The organism is Kutzneria sp. 744, assembly GCF_000568255.1.
GTDB lineage: Bacteria > Actinomycetota > Actinomycetes > Mycobacteriales > Pseudonocardiaceae > Kutzneria.
Map to the genome: position 1 here is coordinate 5,410,617 of NZ_KK037166.1, position 19,221 is coordinate 5,429,837.

The 19,221-nt window shown below is 68.5% G+C and carries 12 protein-coding genes, 1 tRNA gene and 3 pseudogenes; 8 read left to right on the forward strand and 8 right to left on the reverse strand.

Annotation, left to right across the window (positions count from 1 at the left end; genetic code table 11):
* Positions 1 to 22: 22 nt before the first annotated feature.
* From KUTG_RS24205 to KUTG_RS66405, 5 genes are all read right to left on the reverse strand, one after another.
* Positions 23 to 784 carry a carbohydrate ABC transporter permease gene (locus KUTG_RS24205; RefSeq protein ID WP_084581289.1) on the reverse strand — a complete coding sequence of 254 codons (762 nt, stop codon included), beginning with the start codon at positions 782 to 784 and terminating at the stop codon, positions 23 to 25.
* Between the two features lie 38 nt (positions 785 to 822).
* Entirely contained in the window at positions 823 to 1,776 is a 954-nt protein-coding gene (locus KUTG_RS24210) for a carbohydrate ABC transporter permease (protein WP_043719819.1), read from the reverse strand.
* Positions 1,777 to 1,845: 69 nt separating this feature from the next.
* A complete protein-coding gene (locus tag KUTG_RS24215) occupies positions 1,846 to 3,015 on the reverse strand; it encodes a sugar ABC transporter substrate-binding protein (RefSeq protein WP_198047296.1) in 1,170 nt (389 codons plus the stop codon).
* 87 nt (positions 3,016 to 3,102) lie between these two features.
* A complete protein-coding gene (locus tag KUTG_RS24220; RefSeq protein ID WP_043719821.1) occupies positions 3,103 to 4,128 on the reverse strand; it encodes a LacI family DNA-binding transcriptional regulator in 1,026 nt (341 codons plus the stop codon).
* 145 nt (positions 4,129 to 4,273) lie between these two features.
* Positions 4,274 to 4,588, reverse strand: coding sequence for a CocE/NonD family hydrolase C-terminal non-catalytic domain-containing protein (locus KUTG_RS66405; protein WP_084579738.1), 315 nt, complete (start codon positions 4,586 to 4,588; stop codon positions 4,274 to 4,276).
* On the opposite strand from KUTG_RS66405, the gene KUTG_RS24225 reads away from it, so the two are divergent.
* Together KUTG_RS24225 and KUTG_RS24230 are read left to right on the forward strand one after the other, a co-directional pair.
* Complete coding sequence (locus tag KUTG_RS24225; RefSeq protein ID WP_084579740.1) at positions 4,569 to 4,976, forward strand: expansin C-terminal domain-related protein; 408 nt, start codon at positions 4,569 to 4,571, stop codon at positions 4,974 to 4,976. The two genes, KUTG_RS66405 and KUTG_RS24225, sit on opposite strands and share 20 nt — an antisense overlap.
* Positions 4,977 to 5,382: 406 nt before the next feature.
* The gene (locus KUTG_RS24230; protein ID WP_052395348.1) at positions 5,383 to 7,926 is read left to right on the forward strand and encodes a lectin; all 2,544 of its coding nucleotides are present in this window, start codon (positions 5,383 to 5,385) and stop codon (positions 7,924 to 7,926) included.
* Between the two features lie 74 nt (positions 7,927 to 8,000).
* On the opposite strand, the gene KUTG_RS24235 is transcribed toward KUTG_RS24230, so the two are convergent.
* Entirely contained in the window at positions 8,001 to 9,029 is a 1,029-nt protein-coding gene (locus KUTG_RS24235) for a phosphatidylinositol-specific phospholipase C domain-containing protein (protein WP_043719830.1), read from the reverse strand.
* 637 nt (positions 9,030 to 9,666) lie between these two features.
* Between KUTG_RS24235 and KUTG_RS24240 the strand changes: the two are divergent.
* Positions 9,667 to 10,445 (forward strand): annotated as a pseudogene (locus KUTG_RS24240) (transposase family protein).
* Positions 10,446 to 11,260: 815 nt separating this feature from the next.
* On the opposite strand, the gene KUTG_RS24250 reads toward KUTG_RS24240, so the two are convergent.
* Positions 11,261 to 11,336: transfer RNA gene (locus KUTG_RS24250), tRNA-Thr, on the reverse strand.
* A gap of 305 nt (positions 11,337 to 11,641) precedes the next feature.
* Between KUTG_RS24250 and KUTG_RS24255 the strand changes: the two genes are divergently transcribed.
* The 4 genes and pseudogenes from KUTG_RS24255 to KUTG_RS24270 all read left to right on the forward strand — a co-directional run.
* Complete coding sequence (locus KUTG_RS24255) at positions 11,642 to 13,000, forward strand: threonine/serine exporter family protein (RefSeq protein ID WP_052395350.1); 1,359 nt, start codon at positions 11,642 to 11,644, stop codon at positions 12,998 to 13,000.
* 242 nt (positions 13,001 to 13,242) lie between these two features.
* Positions 13,243 to 14,670: an alpha,alpha-trehalose-phosphate synthase (UDP-forming) gene (locus tag KUTG_RS24260; RefSeq protein WP_043719834.1), complete on the forward strand. Its 1,428-nt coding sequence runs from the start codon at positions 13,243 to 13,245 to the stop codon at positions 14,668 to 14,670.
* A gap of 71 nt (positions 14,671 to 14,741) precedes the next feature.
* Positions 14,742 to 16,650, forward strand: a pseudogene (otsB, locus tag KUTG_RS24265) (trehalose-phosphatase); the annotation flags it as partial.
* A 270-nt stretch (positions 16,651 to 16,920) separates the two neighbouring features.
* Positions 16,921 to 17,415 (forward strand): annotated as a pseudogene (locus KUTG_RS24270) (glycoside hydrolase family 15 protein); the annotation flags it as partial.
* 200 nt (positions 17,416 to 17,615) lie between these two features.
* On the opposite strand, the gene KUTG_RS24275 reads toward KUTG_RS24270, so the two are convergent.
* Positions 17,616 to 18,515, reverse strand: coding sequence for an MBL fold metallo-hydrolase (locus KUTG_RS24275; RefSeq protein ID WP_043719838.1), 900 nt, complete (start codon positions 18,513 to 18,515; stop codon positions 17,616 to 17,618).
* Positions 18,516 to 18,577: 62 nt separating this feature from the next.
* Between KUTG_RS24275 and KUTG_RS24280 the strand changes: the two genes are divergently transcribed.
* Positions 18,578 to 19,138 (forward strand): RNA polymerase sigma factor, encoded by a 561-nt coding sequence (locus KUTG_RS24280; protein WP_043730474.1) that lies wholly within the window; start codon positions 18,578 to 18,580, stop codon positions 19,136 to 19,138.
* The last annotated feature ends 83 nt before the right edge of the window (positions 19,139 to 19,221 follow it).

Consider the following 19,221-nt stretch of genomic DNA (forward strand, 5'->3'; position numbering starts at 1 on the left):
TCGCTTCGCTCGTTGGGTACGGTCAGTCCTTGACGGCGCCGGCGGTCACGCCCGCGGCGACATAGCGTTGGGCCAGCACGAGGATCGCCGCAGCCGGGATCGACGCGAACACGGCGGTCGCCATGATTGCGTTCCACTGCTGGTTGTTGTTGCCGATGTAGTGGTAGATGCCGAGGGTGATCGGCTCGTGCGCGCCGCCGTTGTCCAGCGTGCTGGCGAACACGAAGTCCGACCACGCCCACAGGAAGGCGAACACCGACACCGTGACGACGCCGTTGCGGCTCATCGGCAGCACGATCGACCAGAAGGTGCGCAGCCGGCTCGCGCCGTCGGTCCGGGCCGCCTGCAACAACTCGTCGGGAATGGTCGACATCAGCGCGGCGAAGATGAACACGCCGAACGGCACCGCGATCGTCGAGTCGGCGACGATCAGGCCGGCCGCCGACTGGAGCAGCCCGAGGTCGAGGTAAATGGCGTAGAAGCCCATCGCCATGATGATGCCCGGCACCATCTGGGCCGCCAGCAACAGGAAGCTGAGCACGCCGGCCCCGCGCGGACGCAGCTTGGCCAGCGCGTAGCCGGCCGGCGCCGACAGCGCGACGGTCAGCACCACCGTGCCGAGCGCGATCACCACGCTGGTGCCCAGGTACGGCACCTGCTCGGTCAGCGCGGCCCGATAGCCGTCCAGCGTGCCGTGCAACGGGAACAGGTTCGGCGGCGACTTGCGCATGTCCTGTTCCCGGGTGAAGGACACGTTGAGCATCCAGTAGACCGGAAACAGCATGATCGCGGTCAGCAGCAGCGCGATGCCGGTCTTCCACTTCACGACGTCACCAGCCTGCGTTGGAACCGGATGTAGACCAGGCCGAACACCAGGGCGGTGACGACCAGCAGGTTCCCCACCGCGGCCGCGGGACCGAAGGACGGCAGCAGCGTGCCGAAGCCGAGCCGGTAGGACCAGGTGGCGAACGTGGTGGACGAGTCGGTCGGGCCGCCCCTGGTCATGATCCAGATGACGTCGAACACCTTGAGCGTGTAGATCAGCCCGAGCAGCAGCGTGATCGCGGACACCGGCCGCAGGAGCGGGAAGGTGACCCGCCAGAACTGCTGCCACGCGCTCGCCCCGTCCAGCGCCGCCGCCTCGTACAGGCTGGCCGGGATCGTCTGCAGTCCACTGTAGAGGATCACCAGGTTGAACGGGATCCCGATCCAGATGTTGGCGATGGTCACCGATGCCAGCGACCACTGCGGCGAGGTCAGCCAGTTCACCGGGCCCAGTCCGACCAGGCCCAGCGCCGTGTTGATGATGCCGGAGTCGCTGTTGAACATCCACGACCAGGTGGACGCGGACACGATCAGCGGCAGCAGCCAGGGCACCAGGAACATCGCGCGCAGCGTCGCCGACAACCGGAAGTGCTGCCGGAAGAACACCGCCAGCGCCAGGCCGATCGTGTACTGGAAGGCGATCGACGCGCCGGTGAACACCGCCGTGTGCACCAGCGCGGGCAGGAACGTCGGGTCACTCAGCACGGTCCCGTAGTTCGCCAGGCCGGTGAACGGGGCGTCGCCCTGAACGAACGAGCGGACCGTGTAGTTGCGCAGGCTCAGGTCGACGTTGCGGAACAAGGGGTAGGCGTAGAACACCAGCAGATACGCGGTGATCGGGAGGAGGAACCCCCACGCGGCCCACTGGTCGAGGTTGCGGCGCCGGCGGCCCGCCGGCGGCCCGCCGGCCGGGACGGCGGCCGCCGTCGCGCGCGCCACGGTGGTGGTCATCCCTTGCCCACGGCTGCCTGCGCCGTTTGCAGCGCGGCGGCCGGTGACAAAAGAGCCGGACAGCGTGGCCTACACGGCGGTCCAAATCTGCTCGGAGATCTTCGGGTACTTGGTGCCCAGGTTGTCGCTTGTGCGGCCCTTGGCGGCGTGCACGGCGTCCACCCACACCTGCAGCGCCGGGTCGGCGGCGGCCTGCTTCTGCTGCACGGCGGCGCTGGGCGCGACGTAGGACAGCGTGCCGTCCGTGGCGTAGATGTTGTCCGGGCTGGTGAGGCAGGAGACGATCTTCTGATCGGTGGCGTACCGGCCGGTGTCCTTCTGCGTCGGCACCGTGACGAACTCGCCGCCGGTCGGCGCCGGTGCAGGGCCGCCGTTCTGCGCCGGCACGGTGATCGTGCCGTACTCGAAGCCGAGCTTCTTGGCGTTGGCCAACTGCCACGTTCCGTTCTCGGCGAACGCGACGTTGCCGGCGGCGAAGTCCTGCCAGCTCGTGGTCTGGGTGTTGTTGATCACCGAGTTCGGCGCGTAGCCGGCCTTGAGCCAGTCGTTCCACAGCGTCAGCGCGGCGACCCCCGGCGTGGAGTCGAGCTTGTCCAGCCGCGCGCCCGATCCCCAGAACCACGGCAGGAACTGGAAACTGCCCTCCTCGGTGCCGATCGCGGAGAACGTGATGCCCTTCTTGCCGGCGCCCGCGACCTTGGCCAGCGCCGCCGTCAGCGCGGACCAGTCCTTGATCGAAGCCGGGTCAACGCCGGCGGCCTGCAGGATCGTCTTGTTGTAGAACAGGGCCAGCGTGTTCGCGCCGATCGGGGTGCCGTAGGTCTTGCCGCCGAACTGTCCGGCGGCGAGCAGATTCGGGTCAACGCCGGACGTGTCGAGCTTGGTGTCGTCGGCGGTGGCCAGCACGCCCGCGTCGGCCAGCGTGGACACCACCGGGTTGTCGAGGACCAGCACATCGGGGGCGTTGCCCTGCTGGGCGGCGAGCAGGACCTTGTTGGTCAGGTCCGTGGTGTCGAACGCGGTCCGCTTGACCTTGACCCCGGCCTTGTCCCCGCACGACTCGAGCAGGTTCACCCACGCGGCGTTGCCGTCGAACTGCGGATAGGGGTCCCAGATCGTGTAGTCGGTGCTCGACGCGCCGGAACCGCTGCCGCCGGAGGCGCCGCAGCCGGCCAGCCCCGCGGCGGCGGTCACGGCGACGGCGACCACGGCAAGGCGTCTGGGCAGGGAGGTGCTCATCACGGAAGTCCCTTCGTCGGGAGGACTCGCCGGCGCGGCGGGGCCGGCGGTGGTTCAGGAGGACGGCGCGAGCGGCGCCGGCGGTGGTCAGGAAGAGGGCGCGAGTGGCGCCGGTCCGGTGCTGCCCCGCAGCGAGACCGGCGGGGCGAGCAGGTGGTGCCGGGGCGGTCCGGCCGGATCGTCCAGACGGGCCACGAGCAGGTCGACCGCCAGCCGACCCATCTGGGCGGCGGGCACGTCCGCCGCGGTCAGTTGCGGGGTGACCATCTGGGCCCAGTGCGGCAGCGCCACGCCGGCGATGGAGAAGTCGCCCGGCACGCTGCGTCCGGCCCGGGCCAGTCCCTGGTACAGACCGCCCAGCGCCGCTTCGTTCAGGGTGACGATCGCGGTGCTGGCCGGGTCGTCGTCGAGGATCCGCTCGACACAGGCCTGGCCGGACACGGCGTCGTCGTCGCAGGGGTAGTGCCGGCCGGTGAGGCCCCGTGCGGCGACGGCCCGGTCGAAGCCCTCCAGCCCGCGGTGGGCCGACTCGTATCCGATGCGCAGCAACCGTTCCGGCCGGTTGACCAGCGCGATCCGACGATGGCCCAGGTCGGCCAGATGATCGACGCAGGCCGCGACCAGCGCCCCGTGGTCAACGCCGACCCAGCAGGTGCGGTCCGGCGAGGCGGTGCGGCCGATGGTGACGAACGGGAAGTCGGCCTCGAGCAGGTAGTCGACGCGCTCGTCGGCCAGCCTTACCTCCATCAGGATCGCCCCGTCGACCCGACGTTCGGCCAGCAGTCGCCGCAACGACGAGGTGCTGTCCGGTCCCGCGGTCGACAGCAGCACGTCGTATTCGTGCACCGCGGCCGCGTCGGCCAGGCTGCCGATGAAGTCGAGCTGCATCGCCGTGTAGTGGTGGCCGACGGCGGGCGGGAACACCAGGCCGATGGTGCTGGTGCGGCCGGCGGCCAGCGCGCGGGCGCTGGCGTTGGGTTGATAGCCCAACTCGTCGACCACCTGCTGGATCTTCCGGCGAGTGGTCTCGGACACGGGTCGCTTGCCGCTCAGCGCATAAGAGACCGTGCTCCGCGAGACGTTGGCCCGTTGGGCGATCTCTCCGATGTTCACGGCACTCCCTGTGCGAACCGGTTCGACATTGATGCAAAGTGGCACCGCCTTGACCACACATAAGTGCCGGCGACCACCGCGTTCCGGTGGTCGAACCGGTTCGCGTTGGAGCGAGATTAAGCAGGCGTGTCGAATGTGTCAACCGTCACTTACGGCCACCGAAAACCGGACCACGCCCATCGACATATTCGATATCGAATATGTCGATGGCTCGGCGGATCACAGCGGCAAAATTCCACGGAAGACGGCCAATTGGTCGAACCCTGACCCGACGGCACCGGGTCGTTCGGGTCGTAGACGTAGGAGTCGTGCGCCTCTTCCGCCTGGGTGTTCTGCGGCTGAGGCCGCCGTCCGCGCCGAGGAACCACGGCGTCTCGACGGCGCGCGCGAGCGGCCACTCGTTCTCGTCGCGCCACGTGTTCGTCCCCATCACGAAGATCTTGACCGACGGCTCGTCCATGAATCCTGTGTCCTGGTCGTGCAGCCAGTGGTCGAACCAGCGGAGCTGGAACTCGTCGAGCGAATACTGGCCAGCGATCGCATGCCGCGGACGTCAATCCGAAGCTGGTCTCCCCCACCACGCCCGGGCCCGCAATCCCGACTTCAACCTGGTGCTCGTCGACTCGAACTCAGGGTGGAGCACCAAGGCCGTATGGATCAAGGGCACCGGCACCGACTGGCTGCCGATGACCCGAAACTGGGGCATGAACTGGCAATCGGGCAGGAAGCTCACCGGTCAAGCCCTCAGCTTCCAGGTAACCGACACCCGCGGTCGAACGGTGATCCGTGACAACGTCTTCCCGGCCGACTGGAAGTTCGGTCAGACCGCCACCGCTGCCGGGTTCTGAGCCGGCAGGGACGACGGGGCCTGATGGGAGCAGCGCTGGATTCCGACCGACGCGGACGCGTTCGTAGACGCCGCCATCAGCGCCTGCTGTTAGGCGATGCATCGTGCCTCGACGCCAAGGCGGGTCGGGTGTCGTTGACGCTGGACGGCTGACGATGCCGACTGGTCCACCCTCGTGTCCATGGTCAGACGCCAACGGCAGGGCCTGGGCGCTGGCTGAGTCATGACAGGCCAGCATGATCTCGTCCGCGTCGAGCGAGTGGACCTAGGGTCGTGGGCCGGCGCCCTCCTCCTGTCGAACGTCGTCCGGCACGCCAGGCGACCGGGCCTCGACACAGCGATAACCGTGAAATGAATTCATCTATTCACCGGTCGTTTCGACGGGCGTTCGATGCTGGACTGCCGGCATGACCATGTCCGGCTGGACCTGCCGCCTCACCGCGGTGTTGCTGACCACCGCGTTCGTCGTGCCGGTAGCGCACGCGGACACGCCGTTCGGCATGATGCAGTGGAGCCCGGACACCTCGTCACGCCCCAAGGGCGGCGGCTACGAGCACAACGACACGACCACCCGCGGCTTCAGCCTCACCCACATCTCCGGTCCCGGCTGCGACGCTGCCGACGACGTGCCGTTCCTGCCGACAACAGGGGCCATCAGCAGCCCCGGCTCGGCCACCGCCTCCTTCAGCCACGCCAAGGAGAGCTCCGCCCCCGGCTACTACTCCGTCGGCCTCGGCTCCGGCATCCGGGCCGAGCTCACCACCACCACCCGCGCCGGCATCGGCCGCTTCACCTATCCGACCGGCGCCCAGGCCAACATGATCGTCAAGGTCGCCGACAACCCGAGCCCGGTCGCCGCCAGCACCGTCGCCATCGTCGGCGACAACACGATCACCGGCTCGGTGACCAGCGTCGGCTTCTGCGAGGCGGCCACCCCGTTCACCCTGTACTTCAGCGCCACCTTCGACCATCCGTTCACCGCGACCGGCAACTACGGCGGCGGCGAGTACGTCACCTTCGACACCACCGGCAGTCAGGTCGTCCAGGCCCGCGTCGGCATCTCCTACGTCTCCGTCGCCAACGCGAAGTCCAATGTGGACGCCGAGATACCGGGATGGGACTTCGACGGCACGCGAACATCGGCGTACCAGGCGTGGAACGCACGACTGAGCCGAATCAGGGTCGCCGGCGGCACCGCCGACCAGCAGCACATCTTCTACACCGCCCTGTACCACTCACTGTTGCACCCCAACGTGTTCAGCGACACCAACGGCCAGTACCTCGGCTTCGACAACGCCGTGCACACCACCCCGGCCGGCCACGCCCACTACGCCAACTACTCCGGTTGGGACATCTACCGCACCCAGGCCCAGCTGTCGGCGCTGATCGCGCCGGACACCGCCAGCGACATGGCGCAGTCCATGGTCGACGACTACCGCCAGGGCGGCACGCTGCCCAAGTGGGCCATGAACAACGCCGAGACCTACATCATGGTCGGCGACCCGGCCGACGCCGTGCTGGCCGACTACTACGCCTTCGGCGCCCGTGACTTCGACACGTCCGCGGCGCTGGCCGCCATGGTGCACCAGGCGACGACCACCAACAACGCCCGGCCCGGCGGCGCATACCTGGACAGTTTCGGCTACCTGCCCACCGACAGCCCTTACGGCTGCTGCCACTACTACGCCGGCGTCTCCTCGCAACTGGAGTACGACACCGCCGACTTCGCGTTGTCCGCCTACGCCTCAGCGCTCGGCGACACCGCCGACAGCGCCAAGTTCCGCGACCGCGCCCAGAACTGGCGCAACATCTTCAACCCCAGCAGCGGCTACATCCAGCCGCGGCACTCCAACGGCCGCTGGATGACCGGCTTCCTCGCCGCGCCGATCAGCGGGGGCACCAACAGCAACGACTTCGCCGAAGGCGACTCGCTGATCTACACCGGCATGGTGCCGTTCAACATCGCCGGGCTGGCCGCCGCCAAGGGCGGCAACGCCGCGATGGCCAAGTACCTCGACGGCGTGCTCACCGGCTACACCGGCCTGCTCAGCCTCGCCGGCCTCCAGTCCAACATGGGCAACGAACCGAGCTTCGAACTGCCCTGGGAGTACGACTACATCGGGCAGCCCTACCGCACCCAACAGGTCGTCCGGCAGATCCAGGACCAGATCTGGACCAACTCCCCCGGCGGCCTCGCCGGCAACGACGACCTCGGCGCGATGAGCGCCTGGTACGTGTGGTCGGCGCTGGGGCTGTACCCCGAGACTCCCGGCACCGCCGACCTCGCACTCGGCAGCCCACTGTTCACCACGGCCACGATCAGCCTGCCCAGCGGCAACACGTTGACGATCAACGCGCCGCAGGCCGCCGACAACGCCCCGTACGTGCAGTCGCTGACGCTGAACGGTTCCGCCTGGACCAACGCGTATCTGCCGGCGTCGGCGATCACCACCGGCGGCACGCTCGGCTACACCCTCGGCACCTCGGCCAACACCTCGTGGGCATCGGCCCCGTCCTCGGCGCCGCCCTCCTACGACGGCGCGGCCACGCCCCTGCCGACCGAACCCAGCGGTCCCATCACCCCGGCGCTCGCCGGCAACTGCACCGACGTCGCCAACGCCAGCAATGCCAACGGAACCGCCGTCCAGCTCTACCCGTGCAACGGCACGAACGCCCAGACCTGGAACGTGGTGCCCGACGGCACCTTGCAGGCCCTCACCAAGTGCCTCGACGTCACGCAGGGCGGCACCGCCAACGGCACCAACGTGCAGCTCTACGTGTGCAACGGCAGCGGATCGCAGCAATGGAAGTCCACATCGGACGGACAGCTGGTCAATCCTCAATCGGGTCGTTGCCTCACCGACCCGGGTGGCAGCACCGCCGCCAAGACGCGACTGGAGATCGACGACTGCCAGCGCGCCGCCGGACAACTCTGGGCCCTGCCGCGTTGACATACGCGGCCTCTGCCGGCATGTGACACCACTGGCACGGGGCCGCCGGCGTAGCCGGCGACCCCGTCAGGCGCTCATTCGGAGCCGCGAGGCAACACCTCCGGCAGGACCGTGTTCAGGCCGCGCCAGTCCGTGGACACGACGCTCGCGTGGGCCGCCGCCAACTGCGCCACCCGAGCCTGCGCCTGGACGACCGTCGGCGCGGTGTCGTCGATGGCCGGCGACACACCCTGCGCGTCCGTCATCACCAGCAAGTAGTGATTCGTGTCGTACCAGGACGTGTCGATTCCGTTCACGTACGTGGCTGCGTCGCCGTCGAACACCACGAACCACGGGCGGATCGTGGTGTCGGAGTACCGGGTTCGCGGGTCGCCGGCGGTCGCGCCGAGCACCGCCGGGAAGATCTCGGCGCTGCCGATGTTCCCAGCCGCGGCGAGGTCCCTGAGGTGCTCGGCGTACTCGACGTCGGTCCACAGGTGGTCGAACGGGTTCTTCTCCTCGAACGTGCCCGGGATCGCCTCCACGATCACCTTGCCCGCCAAGGAGTCCCGACTCGGCCAGGCGCCCGCCTTCACCGCCGTGTCCAGATCCGGGTAGCCGCCGAGCAGGTCCGCCGGCCGGAACGCCGCGCCACCCAGGCTGGCTTTGACATAGCTGTCGAGCGCGGCCGGTCCCAGGCCGATGCTGTTGTCGAACCCGTTCTTCATCTCCAGCTTGACCATCACCGGACCGTGCCCGGGGTGCGCGGCCAGCCAGATCCGGATGTCGTCCAGGCAGCTGTCCAGGTTCTGGCTGCGGTTCCCGGTATAGAGGTCGGACACGGTGCTGGCCTGCACGCAGTTGTTGTCACTGGCCAGCGGGTTGCCGTGGCTGACGTTCCACTTGTGCGTGACCACGTTCACCCAGGTGTCGAGCTCGATCATCGCCGCGCCGGCGTCCAGGGCCTGCGAGAGATAGGTGTAGGCGGCCTTGTCGTAGGTGTTGTGAATGCCGACGGTGGTGGCGTGCGCGAGCGACAGTGATTCGGTGTCGGCCGCGGCGGCCGGCAGGGCGGCGCCGAGCATCATGATCGCCGCCAGCAGAATCGTGCGGTACAGGGGCATTTCGTCTCCTGACTTGGCCGGCACGGTCGGTCCGACCGCATCGGATCCTGCCGGGAGTCGATCACGACCCGATGTCGTTGTGTCGAAGAATCCGCCAACACCGCCGAATCGACTCGAACCGGCCGAACCTCGGGCGTCGAAGCAGTCGAACGCTCTCGACCGATGTGGCCGCCTGGCTCACGGGGAACCAGGGGTGCGGAACGTGCTTGCGTCTGACGCCGAGGAGAAAACGAATGCATCTTTCGCGAGTTCGAGCCCCAAAGATGCCGCCCGATCCTCACACCTGTCTCGATGTTCGATGAGCAACTGTCGCGTGTCCGCGTCTAGTACGATCCGGCGCTGCCGATCGCTCTTTGTGTCGGCCTCAGCCCAGTTGTCGTCCTCGTCAAGACCGATGCCGCGCCGAACCCACGCGAGCGGTCGCTCTACACTAAGATCAATATCCGTCCATCGAAGAGCGCATACTTCACCGCGTCGAACACCAGTGAACCATTTTCATCCTGGTCTGGATGTGCTGCCAGGTAAGGGTTGCAGGTCAGAGATCGGTTGACCGTCGGCGTGTCGGTCCCCGAAACGAGACGAAGCCCTTGGTAGGACGGTGATCGACCAAGATCCATATCCTACGCAAGGGCTTCAGATGCTGTTCTACCGTGCCGCGCTGCCGTTGTCACATCAAACCCTGCCCTTCGTGTCCGACCTCATTCGCACCCACCGCAAGCAGTTGGGTTCGGTGTGGCGCGCGCTCAACCCGGGGCAGCAGGCCCTGTTGGTGCTGGTGTACCTCCGCAAGGGCGAGCCGTTCGCCGAGATCGGCGCCGGGTTCGCGGTGTCGACCGCCACGTGTTGGCGATACGTCAACGAAACTATCGAGTTGCTCGCCGAGCACGCCCCGAAGCTGCGTGCGGCACTGCGCAAGGCCAAGCGGCAGGGCATGGCCTACGTGATCATCGACGGCACGCTGATCCCGATCGACCGCATCGCGGTCGATCGGCCATTCTATTCAGGCAAGCACCGCAGGCACGGAGTGAATCTGCAGGTCATCGCCTCGCCGGACGGCACGATCCTGTGGGTGTCGGGCCAACTGCCGGGCAGTACGCATGACACCACCGCTGCCCGGATCTGGAACATGCTGGCCGCGCTGCGTGACGCCGGCCTGATCGCCTTGGGCGACAAGGGCTACCACGGCTACGACCAGACCGGCCAACAAATCCGCACCCCGCACAAAGGCCGCAACAAACCCGAATCCCGCAAGGAGGCCAACCGCGCCCACGCCCGCCTACGCGGACCCGGCGAACGGGCCAACGCTCAACTCAAGACCTGGCGCGTGCTCCGCAAGCTACGGTGCAGCCCCACCGCGCCGGCCGACTGGCCAAGGCCATCCACGTTCTGCAGGACCACGAGCTCGCCGCAGGATGAAAAGGCTCAGTGGCGGTTTTAGTCCAAAGTAGCGTACCCCAGTCGGGATCCTTCCAAGCCGAATTGATAATCTGCGCCGCTTCTTCCGGCGTCGGCGGCTGGGGTTGGACTTTTTCGCAGCTGGAGGTCTCGCACTCTCAAGCGGGTTCACACTAACCCAGGGCCGTCGGACAGCAGCTTCGTAAGCACCAGAGAGCAACGAGTGCGTGTGGCGGATCGTCGATGATGCCAACACTTTACATTTATGGGGCCGACATCTCGAATCACACTGATATTCTTTGTCAACCCTGTGTTGGATATACGGCTTTCGCCCACAGTGATCGCGACAGCGGCGACATTCTGCGTAGAACGACTCGATGCCACCTGGTTCCAGACCGCCTACCTTGGTATCCCCCAAGAAGCGTCCGATGTGTTTGCGAACGTAGCCCCTAGCGTGACTCCTTGTCGACGAGGCCGAATCCCACTCCTCAATGTAGCGCTCAAGCAGTTGAGTCACGGTTGCGTTTGTTCGCGTTTGACGCTTAGCAGCGATCTGCACGAGGAATTTGATGCGCGCATCGTCGGCCTCCTTCTCGGCGTTCGGCTCGGCCGGGATGACCTTCTCCAAGTCGAGACGCTTCTTGGTGACGGCGTCGACGCCGGCGTAGACCTGGACCCGCAGGGCACCGCTGGGGAGCACGTCGATGCTCCCTCGGGCTCGCTTCCCCTGCGCTCCTGACCGCGTCACCGCCGCCTCCCCAGGCCGCTTCGCGTCACGAACCGTGTTATGCACGTACAACGTTGGACCAGGTCACAGACGTTCCCGCTGGTCACAGTGGAGCCGGCGGCGGGACTTGAACCCGCAACCCCTCGCTTACAAGGCGAGTGCTCTGCCAATTGAGCTACGCCGGCATGACCGTGTGACAGCCGGGGGTAATGGTAAATGCCTCACGCTGGCATCACCTGCGTCTTCTGGTCTGCTCAGGGTAGAACCGGGTTCCTCCTTCTGGAGGTCGCCTCAGCCGCCCGGGTGGTGCGTACCCGCGCTGACCTGGGCAGAAGCGGCGGGCACGGTGGGTGGTCGGGGTCCGCCGATCGGGGTAACTCGGCGGAGCGTGTCGGAGACCACGTCGCCGCCCTTGCAACGGTTGGGTGAATGGGACCGATCCTGCGTACGGACGATCGAGGAGGAACGGGCAGTGCGGCACACCCCGGGCATGCGGGCGAGCTTGTGGCGACGGCGTCGGCTGGCGGTGCCGGCGACGACGGCCGGGCCGGCGGAAGTGGGCCCTGAGCTGCCGTCGGACGCGACCGTGAACCTGGTGTTGGATCTGGCGCTGCGCATCGGCGAGGTGCAGCTGGCCAGCGGGGCGGCGGCTGCGGATGTGGCGTCGACGCTGGTGCAGGTGACGTCGGCGTACGGGCTGCCGCGGTGCGAGGTGGATGTGACGTTCATCTCGATCTCCGTCTGCTGCCATCGCGGCACGGCGGCGTCGCCGGTGACGTCGATGCGGGTGGTGCGCTCGCGGGGCCTGGACTACACGCGGCTGGCGGCTCTGGAGGCGTTGCTGCGGCGGGTGATCGCGGGCCGGGCGACGGCCGAGGATGCCTCGGCCGAGCTGGACGCGATCAGCACGGCCAAGCACCCGTATCCGCGCTGGCTGGCGACGACGGCGTGGGCGGCGATGGCCGCCTCGGTGGCCCTGCTGCTGGGCGGCGGCCCGATGATGGCGCTGGTCGCGGCCGTGGTGACGGCGGTGGTGGACCGGGTCGGCCGCATCCTCAACCGGTACAACCTGCCGTTCTTCTTCCAGCAGGTGGCCGGCGGCGCGCTCGGGGCGGCCGGGGCGCTGGTCGCGACGGCCACGGGCCTGGTGCCGCCCAATCAGCTGTCGCTGGTGGTCGCGGCCGGCATCGTGGTGCTGCTGTCCGGGCTGTCGGTGGTCAGCTCGGTGCAGGACGCGATCAACGGCTACAACGTCACCGCGTCCGGCCGCACGATGGAGACGCTGTTGATGTCGGTCGGCCTGATCACGGGCGTCGCCTTCGCGCTGCGCATCGGCGTGCGCTTCGGGATCGGGTCCACGCTCGCGCCGGTCTCGCCGCTGAGCTTCGGCACGGTGCCCATCCAGATCGTCACCGGCGCCGCCGCGGCGGTGTTCTTCGCCCTCGCCAGCTACGGCCAGCCGCGGGCGCTGCTCGTCGCCGGCGTCTCCAGCGCCATGGGTGTCGGGGCTTACAGCACGCTGCAGGCCGCCGGCGCCGACGTCCTGACCGGTTCCGCGCTGGCGGCGGTGCTGATCGGCTTCTGCGGCCAGCTCCTGTCCCGCCGGCTGCGGGTTCCGCCGCTGGTCGTGGGCATTTCCGGCCTCACGCCGCTGTTGCCCGGCCTCACCACATATCGCGGCCTGTACCAACTCACCGTGCAGGGCGATGTGGCCGGCCTGTCCACTTTGGTGCTGGCCATGGGCATCGGCCTCGCGCTGGCCGCCGGCATGGTGCTCGGCGAATTCCTGGCCCACCCGGTCCGAACCCGCCTCGGCCGCCTGGAACGCCGCCTCCGCACCCCCAACTGACCGAACCAATCCCGATCTCCCCCACCCCTGCCACCGTGTGGAAGGGGGCATTCCACGCACCGAACGCCAGTAATGGTCCTTTCACTAGTTCGATCCCGCATACCATTGCCGGGTCGAAGATTGGGCCCGGGTGACGGTCGCCACTCGGGGGTAGCCCCGTCGGCAGGACGCGCCTTACGCCGAAGCTGGTTAGCCTCGGGAGGCGCAGCGCCGCGAGCACCTGTCGAGGAGGCGTCACCCCGTTGAGCACCAATGGCTCGGATTTCATCGTCGTGGCCAACCGGCTTCCGGTCGACCTGGAACGCATGGAGGACGGCACCCAGCGGTGGAAACACAGCCCCGGTGGCCTGGTCACCGCGCTCGAACCGTTCCTGCGTTCGCGCAGCGGCGCCTGGGTCGGCTGGCCCGGCGTCGCCGACGCGGAGGTGGAGGCGTTCGAGGAGGAGGGCCTGCGGCTGCACCCGGTCGGCCTGTCGGCGGCCGAGGTCCGCGACTACTACGAGGGCTTCTCCAACGGCACGCTGTGGCCGCTCTACCACGACGTGGTGGCGCCGCCGGTGTTCGACCGGTCCTGGTGGGAGAGCTACGTCAAGGTCAACCGCCGGTTCGCCGACGCCTGCGCCTCCATCGCCGCCAAGGGCGCGACCGTGTGGGTGCAGGACTACCAGCTGCAACTGGTCCCGCAGCTGCTCCGGGAGCAGCGGCCCGACCTGCGGATCGGCTTCTTCCTGCACATCCCGTTCCCGCCGGTGGAGCTGTTCATGCAGCTGCCCTGGCGGACGGAGATCATCCGCGGCCTGCTGGGCGCCGACCTGGTGGGCTTCCACCGGCCCGGCGGCGCGCAGAACTTCCTGTGGCTGGCCCGCCGGCTGGTCGGGCTGGAGCCCAGCCGCGGCGCGGTCGGCGTGCGGACCCGTCCGGGTGTCGTCCAGGTGGGTGACCGCACGGTGCGGGTGGGAGCGTTCCCGATCTCCATCGACGCCGCCGGGCTGGACGCGATCGCCCGCAGCCGGGAGACCCAGGCCCGGGCCAAGCAGATCCGGGAGGAGCTGGGCAATCCCAAGCGGATCATGCTCGGCGTCGACCGGCTCGACTACACCAAGGGCATCGACGTGCGGCTGCACGCCCTGCATGAGCTGCTGGCCGAGGAGCGCATCACCGCCGAGGACACGGTGATGGTGCAGCTGGCCACGCCCAGCCGGGAACGCGTCGAGCACTACAAACAGATGCGCGGCGAGATCGAACAGGTGGTGGGACGAATCAATGGCGAGTTCGCCCGGGTCGGTCACCCCGCCGTGCACTATCTTCACCAATCGGTGGACAGGCGGGAACTGTGCGCGTTCATGAGCGCCGCGGACGTGATGATCGTGACGCCTGTCCGAGATGGTATGAATTTGGTCTGCAAGGAGTACGTGGCCTGCCGATACGACCTCGGCGGGGCACTGGTCCTCAGCGAGTTCGCCGGCGCGGCCTCGGAGCTCACCAGCGCGTTCCTCGTCAACCCGCACGACCTGGACGGGGTGAAGAACTCGTTGTACGCCGCCCTCACCGTGGATCCGGCCGAGGGCCGCCGTAGGATGCGCGCACTGCGCCGTCAGGTCCTGACCCATGACGTCGACCGCTGGGCGCGGTCGTTCCTCGAGGCTCTCGGATCCGCGTCGCCGAACTGATTCAATTCAGTACCAGTGTGGCCCACAGCTGAATACCCCGAAAATCCCCCGAAAGCCTGAGGAGGAGGCGCGTGACCGCCGAGGCCCTCCCCGCGGAGCTCCGTCGCGCGCTCGTGCAGTTGGCACGAACGCCGCGATTGCTCGTCGCGTGCGACTACGACGGAACGCTCGCCCCGATCGTGTCCGACCCCGAGCAAGCCCGCCCGTCCACCGAGTCGGTCGGCGCGCTGCGTTCGCTGGCCGGACTCCACGAGACCACGGCGGCGGTGATCAGTGGTCGCGCCCTTCGCGACCTTGCGACACTGTCCCGCCTGCCCGGTGAAGTGCACCTGGTCGGCAGCCACGGCTCCGAGTTCGACGTGGGCTTCGTGCACGCGCTCGACGCGGACGCCAAGGCGCTGCACCGGCGCATCGAACAGACCCTGGACGACCTCGTCGCCGACGCCGAGGGCGTGCACCTCGAGACCAAGCCGGCCAGCATCGCGGTGCACGTCCGCCGCGCCGCCGCCGACATCGGCGCGCGGGTGCTGGACGCCGTCCGCTCCGGCCCGGCCGCCTGGGACGGCGTGCAGGTCACCGAGGGCAAAGCGGTGATCGAGCTGGCCGTGGTGCAGACCGACAAGGGCCACGCCCTCGACGTGTTGCGCCACCAGGTCGGCGCGACCGCCGCCGTGTTCATCGGCGACGACGTCACCGATGAGAAGGCCTTCGCCCGGCTCACCGGGCCCGACCTGGGCATCCACGTCGGCGACGGCGAGACCCTGGCCGGCTACAAGATCACCGACACGGTCGCCGTGGCCACCGTGCTCGCGTTCCTCCTTGAGGAGCGCCGCACCTGGCTGTACGGCGAGCAGGCGCCCCCGATCGAGCGCCTGTCGATGCTGGCCAACGAGCGCTCGGTGGCGCTGGTGACGCCGGACGCCAAGATCACCTGGCTGTGCCACCCGGAGCCGGACTCGGCCGCGGTGTTCGCCGACCTGCTCGGCGGCCCGGGCGCGGGCGTGTTCTCGATCAAGCCGGAGCGCAACGGCCTGCCACTGGGCCAGCGCTACCTGCCGAACACGATGACCGTGGAGACGCGCTGGTCGCGGCTGCTGGTCACCGACTACCTGGACCACTACAGCGCGCCGCACCGGACCGACCTGACCCGGGTCATCTCCGGGGCGACCACGGCGAGGATCGAGTTCGCGCCGCGTCCCGAGTTCGGGCAGGTGCCGGTCGCGCTGATCGCCGAGGACGACGGCCTGCGGGTGGTCGGCACCAGCGATCCGATCGTGCTGCGCTCGCCCGGCGTGACCTGGGAGATCAGTTCGGACGGCCAGCACGAGACGGCGACCGCCATCGTCTCGCCCGGCCCCGACTCCCCGGTCGTGCTGGAACTGCGCTGCGGCACCGACGACCTGTCGGCCAACCCGGTCAGCGAGTCGGAGCGGCGCGGCCGCAGCGGCCGCTACTGGTCGGAGTGGGTGGAGACGCTCGCGGTGCCGCCGGTGGAGAAGGAGCTCGTCGTCCGCTCGGCGCTCACGCTGCGCGGGCTGGTGCACTCCGAGACCGGCTCGATCATGGCCGCGGCCACCACGTCGCTGCCCGAGGAGATCGGCGGTGTCCGCAACTGGGACTACCGCTACTGCTGGCTGCGTGACGCCGCGCTGACCGCGCAGGCCCTGGTGTCGCTGGGTTCCACCAGCGAGGCCGAGTCCTACCTGGGCTGGGTGCACCGCGTGCTGGCCACGCTGCCCGGCCCGGAGCGACTGCACCCGCTGTACACGCTGCACGGCACCACGCTCGGTCCAGAGGCCGTCATCGACACGCTGCCCGGCTACGCCGGTTCGCGTCCGGTGCGGGTCGGCAACCTGGCCAACCAGCAGGTCCAGCTGGACGTGTTCGGCCCGGTGGTCGACCTCGTGGCCAAGCTGACCGAAGCCCGCGGCAAGATTACCGACGATGACTGGCGCATGGTGCAGGCCATGGCCCAGGTGATGCCGCGATACTCGGCGTCTTACGCCAAATATCCCTGTTGTCCATTCCGGAGGCAAGCATAAGCGTAAGAGCCACATTCGCGAATAAGCACCATGGTTTCTCTACAACTCTCTTCTTCCCCGGCCCAAATGTACTGCTTCAGGACTTAAACCGAGTCGACCGAGTTAAGTCGCTGGGCGGCATTAGTCATGGCGAACAATTGCACAGACAGTAGGAACCAATGCCGCGGGCCATCCTTCAAATAGGCGTGGAGCCTTTGGCTTCGCGCAACGCGAGCTCGACCCGTCCTGGCCGGCGCTGCGCGATGCCATCGCCACCGACGTGCTGAAGAACGGCTGGAACGAGGAGGTCGGCGCCTTCACCACGGCGTACGACGGCACCGACCTCGACGCCGCCTCCCTGCACGTCGGCCTGACCGGCCTGATCGACCCGACCGACGAGCGCTTCCAGTCGACGGTCACGGCGATCGAGGCCGAGCTGCGCTCCGGCTCCACCGTCTACCGCTACCACCGGGACGACGGCCTGCCGGGCGACGAGGGCGGTTTCCACCTCTGCGCGGCGTGGATGATCGAGGCGTACCTGCTCTCGGGGCGGCGCACCGAGGCCGAGGAGCTGTTCGCGCAGCTCGTCGACTGCGCCGGTCCGACGGGTCTGCTGCCCGAGGAGTACGACCCCATCGCGGAGCGCTCTCTGGGCAACCATCCCCAGGCTTATTCACACCTGGGCCTGATCCGCTGTGCACAGCTACTGGCCTCACACCAGTAACGCTCAGTGAAGCCGGGAAGGGGGCTTTCCTACACTCCGAGTGCGGGAAAGCCCCCTTCCCGGCGTTCAGGGGCGGGTCGGCGGCGACGGAAACTACGGTCGGTCACCGGCGCGAAAACGGTACCGGAGGCCTCTGCGCACAGTTGTCCACAGGGTTGTGCACAGAGGTTGTGCACAACTGTGGATCACTGTGCACAACCTCAGATGTCGAGCTTGATCGGGCCGCCCGCCTGCTTGACCATGGCCGTCGCCAGTGCGACGACGTCGATCTGGGTCCCATGCTGGTCGGCGTGAGTCTTGAGCAGGTTGACGGCGTGCCGTTCGCCCTCCGACCACGTCCCCCAGCGCTCCCGCGCCTGGACGTCCAGGGCAGCGAAGTCCGGGGAGTCCACGGCGGTCACGTCGAGCAGCCAGCTCAGGTACTCCCGCAGCTCGGCGATGGCCGTCGAGTCGGCACCCTGGATGGGGCCGTGGCCGGGCACGAGGTGCTGGTGCTCCAGCGTGCCCAGCCAGTCGAGGGCCTGGACCCAGCCGGCGGCGGTGCCGGCCATCACCAGCGGCACCACGCCGACGAACACCAGGTCGCCGGTGAACAGCACGCCGTCGGACGGCACGTGCACGACGAGGTCGCCCCCGGTGTGCGCGACCCACGACACCGGCAGGATGTCGACGCTGACCTCGCCGAGGCTCACGTGTGCCGGCTCGGAGACCATGGTGTTGATCTTCGGTGGGGTGACGTCGCCCCAGCCGTCGTAGGCGAAGACCTGCTCGAACAGGTGCGGCCCGGCCTCGATCATCTGCGCCGTGTGCGCAGTGGTGACGATCCGGCCGCCGGCGGCGACGACCTGGTTGGCCCCGTGGGCGTGGTCGCCGTGCCAGTGGGTGATCGCCGCCAGGATCTTGTGGCCCGGGCGCCCGGTGTCCGCGTGGACGGCCTCCAGCAGCGCGGCCGTGCGGGCCTCCGTGGCCAGGGTGTCGACCAGGAGCGTGCGCTCGCCGCCGACGACCCAGCCGGCGTTGTTCAGGAACCAGCCACCGGTCGGCTGCTCATAGGCGCGGGTGGCCGGGCCGAGGACGTGCACCAACGGGGAATGCGACATTCCCTCAGTCTCCCAGCCGTGAACGCGGCCGGCCGCTCCGGGCAACTGGACATGTGACCACGATGTCGAAAGACGACACGGGCGAACACGAACAGTCGGATCCCGCGCCGGCCGACGTGATCGCCCAGCTCTACGACGAGCACGCGCCGGCGTTGCTGCGCTACCTCGCGCGCCGCATGGGCCCGGAGACCGCGGACGACCTGGTCGCCGAGACGTTCCTGGTGGCGATGACCAGCCTGTCCCGCTACGACCCGAGCCGGGCTCCGGTCCGGCCGTGGCTGTACGGCATCGCCACCAATCTGCTGCGCCGGCACCTGCGCCAGGAGCGCCGCCGCTACCAGGCGACGGCCCGGCTGGCCGCCCGTGACCGGCCCGGGGCCAGCCACGACGGCATGGTCGCCGACCGCGTCGACGCCGACGCCCGGGTCCGTGCGCTGGCGGCGGCGCTGGCCAAGCTGGCCGGCCCCGACCTGGACGTGCTGCTGCTCACCTCGTGGGCCGGCCTGGACTCCACCGAGGTGGCCGACGCCCTGGGCATCCCGGTCGGCACCGTGCGCTCGCGCCTGCACCGGGTACGGAAGTCACTGCGAACCAGCCAAGGAGGATCCGATGCTGTGGACTGACGAGGAACTCGACCAGGCCCTGTCCGAGCTGCACGCCGACGTGCACCCCACCCCGAACGGCTTTGCCGTCCCCGCCAGCGCGT

What these genes read in the sequence shown, in the direction of transcription:
- KUTG_RS24205 (WP_084581289.1), bottom strand. Translation starts at nt 784, where the DNA reads ATGCTGTTTCCGGTCTACTGGATGCTCAACGTGTCCTTCACCCGGGAA.
- KUTG_RS24210 (WP_043719819.1), bottom strand. Translation starts at nt 1,776, where the DNA reads ATGACCACCACCGTGGCGCGCGCGACGGCGGCCGCCGTCCCGGCCGGC.
- KUTG_RS24215 (WP_198047296.1), bottom strand. Translation starts at nt 3,015, where the DNA reads ATGAGCACCTCCCTGCCCAGACGCCTTGCCGTGGTCGCCGTCGCCGTG.
- KUTG_RS66405 (WP_084579738.1), bottom strand. Translation starts at nt 4,588, where the DNA reads ATGGACGAGCCGTCGGTCAAGATCTTCGTGATGGGGACGAACACGTGG.
- KUTG_RS24230 (WP_052395348.1), top strand. Translation starts at nt 5,383, where the DNA reads ATGACCATGTCCGGCTGGACCTGCCGCCTCACCGCGGTGTTGCTGACC.
- KUTG_RS24235 (WP_043719830.1), bottom strand. Translation starts at nt 9,029, where the DNA reads ATGCCCCTGTACCGCACGATTCTGCTGGCGGCGATCATGATGCTCGGC.
- KUTG_RS24255 (WP_052395350.1), top strand. Translation starts at nt 11,642, where the DNA reads ATGCGGGCGAGCTTGTGGCGACGGCGTCGGCTGGCGGTGCCGGCGACG.
- KUTG_RS24275 (WP_043719838.1), bottom strand. Translation starts at nt 18,515, where the DNA reads ATGTCGCATTCCCCGTTGGTGCACGTCCTCGGCCCGGCCACCCGCGCC.
- KUTG_RS24280 (WP_043730474.1), top strand. Translation starts at nt 18,578, where the DNA reads ATGTCGAAAGACGACACGGGCGAACACGAACAGTCGGATCCCGCGCCG.